The sequence below is a fragment of the Cupriavidus sp. FW305-F7 genome (genome assembly GCF_058782875.1).
Window position 1 is genome coordinate 1 of the sequence record NZ_JBYSYC010000113.1, and the last position, 2,615, is coordinate 2,615.

General features: G+C 59.7%; 2 protein-coding genes. Both read left to right on the top strand.

Going from position 1 to position 2,615, the window contains the following annotated elements; genetic code table 11:
• Positions 1–920: 920 nt before the first annotated feature.
• Positions 921–1,052, top strand: coding sequence for a hypothetical protein (locus AC3WL8_RS39780; RefSeq protein WP_276522892.1), 132 nt, complete (start codon positions 921–923; stop codon positions 1,050–1,052).
• Between the two features lie 601 nt (positions 1,053–1,653).
• A complete protein-coding gene (locus tag AC3WL8_RS39785) occupies positions 1,654–2,478 on the top strand; it encodes a transcriptional regulator (RefSeq protein WP_492380243.1) in 825 nt (274 codons plus the stop codon).
• The last annotated feature ends 137 nt before the right edge of the window (positions 2,479–2,615 follow it).

Consider the following 2,615-nt stretch of genomic DNA (forward strand, 5'->3'; position numbering starts at 1 on the left):
GCGGCAGTGGTAGAGGTCGAGTCGCCCCCGCCTCCCCCGCAACCTGCGACCGTGATGACGAGACAGGCGAGCGGCAAGGCCGCCAGCTTCATATGGATGCGTTTCATGGATGAACCCCCTTCCACCGGCTTTTCGTAAATTAGATGGCTTTGGCGGCGCCAACGATGAGGTCAATCTAGCTGGCGGAATTGGAATGGAAAATCGGCTCTATGGACAAGGTGCGCACGTGCCGCGCCGCTGGTGCTCAGGACGATGCCGGTAATCGCGTTTCGCTTTCGCCTCGGGGCTTCGGGACTCTCGCAAAGCCTTGAGGGACAAGGCATTGCCGACCATGGAGAGTAGTTTTTGGAGGCTCCGGCAGGCACCGTGGCCACCGCTATCCGGCGCCCTGAAAATGCTATCAATCCCCACTGGAGCGGGGTGCGGTGCGCTAAACACCTAATGAAAAAGTATTAGGCCAAAACGACCGCCAAAAGTATGTATAGCAAATGAAACGTCGTCGAGTACGCCGACTCACCGCGACTGAGCCGCATATGCAGGTCGCGGCGAAGCTCTGCGTTGCTGAAATAGCCGCACAGGCACAGCGTGCGCAACCGCTTGCCGTGTCGTGCCGCCGCCGGATACTGAGGAATTGAGTCAGCCAGGGCTCGCCCCGTGGCATAAGTTTGTTCCGGCCTGGCGGGACAGCCCCGACCGATGGTGGACCGGTAGAAACCAGAAATTCTGAAAACTGATGGCTGGCATAGGCCGAGGCACCGGTCACACCACCGTTGTGATGTGGTGCCAGGCGTTCAGATATTGAGCCACGCTTGCATGGATCGCAGAGCGCACTACGTTCGGGCGCCCGCATTTTAATCCCCTCCGTAGGGGGGATTAAAATCAGCCAACCCCAGAAATATCGCAGCGCAGCAAAGTCACTTATGTCAGACCTTAAAAGATTGGAATTCCTATTTCCGGCAGGTTTGGGTAAATTGACCTCAATTGCAGGAATCGGGGACAAGAATGCGGCCGGGCTGGAATACCGCATGGCTGCGCGTTTCGAGAAATCTTGATTTTTCCTCCTTGGCGCGCGCTATCGAAATGCGGGTAATGCTCAGGCAATACAAAAGTAGTATCAGTTCGCGTCAGTGACAACAATCACATAAGAACAGATATAGCCTGGACCCCACCAAAGGGCCGGCTGGTATTTTCTTATTCAGTCGACATTGCTTTTCGTCATCGAAAGCGGCGTGGCTGCATTTTCTGGCAGCGCGGCATGCGGGTACTGGCCTGGCCCTGCGGTTACGCAGGCGCCCTGACATCGCCGGTATTAAGAAACGACTAGCAATTACCGGTGACATGGCAGCGGGCGGGCCATTATACCGAGATCCCATCGGCACAAGGATGCCGCCCGCGAGGGCGCACTGATCCCGTTCGTACTCCGCCTGCAGAAAGAGTTTTTAAACGACCACAGTGGCACGCACGCCCCAGAGGCGGCGGCATGCTGCGGCATTGGATGTATGGGGGTCCCACCAGGCAGCAAGGGATAATATGCAGCATTCAGGGGTATTCACGCGTCAGGAACTGGATCGATATTTTGCATCGTACGTGGGGATGGAAGGAGGCAACCCAAGAGCTCCCGTCTGGATATGCGACAGAAGCCCGCGCGCCTGGTTGGAGCCCCTTGTCGCGCCGCTGCAGCCGCGTGTGGCGCCGCCCGCTTGGGACGCCGAGTTCCGCCACCAGCAGCGGGAAAACATGGGAAAGTGGCTCGGCCATCAGTACATTGCCCGCATCATGGCCGCCGCGCGGGCTGAAGCACTGCGCGTTCGGCTCGCGGACAACGACTGGGAACGATACTACTGGCGCCATCTCTACGCGCCTGGGGGCGCCGAGTTCAGGCTCAGCCTGTATCCCCTGCCTGCCCAACTCGATGGACGAACGCCTTGGTCCAAAGCGTTCCGAGGCCAGCCTGAACTCGTCCCACAGACGCGCTACGAGGATCTGTGCCGGCATGGCGAACGCTTCCGGTTTCTCGCGAAGACCTGCGCCCGCTGGCGCCCGAAGGTGGTCGTTTGTCTGGGCCATCGCCATACCGACGAATACCTCGAAGCCTTCTCGCTAGGCGGGCTCGCCAGCGAAGAGCACGCAATCCAGCCGGCCGACCAAGTCAGGCGCTTGCGCATCTTCGCCAGGGACGGCACGACGTGGATCATCTGCCCAGCGCTCGGCGGAAGCGCAGGACTGATCTCGCAGGTCCAGCTCGATGCGTTTGGCAAGCTTCTGGGCACGCGCCTGGCAGCGAGCGACTTCAAACACTGCCTCGATCTCGATCCCGTCGACAACGCCCCGTGGGCGCAACTGGAGGTCTTGCCCGATCCGTACCGGAGGAGCCAGCTGCCAGCCGACGCCGCTGGTTGCCATACGGAGGAAGGTGCTCGGCCAGTGTTTCCCAGCAGCGAACACGCTCAGGCGGGGACTCGTGAATCGTTCGCCTAGTATGGGTGTATGCCAAGGGAATCCGCCATCACGAGTCGCGATAAAAGACCCCGTTATTGCCCTAATGCCGTTCAGTTAAGGTCCTTTCTGAGGAACCGGACGGTGTAGCGCTTAGGCAGGGCTTTGACCACGCGGGG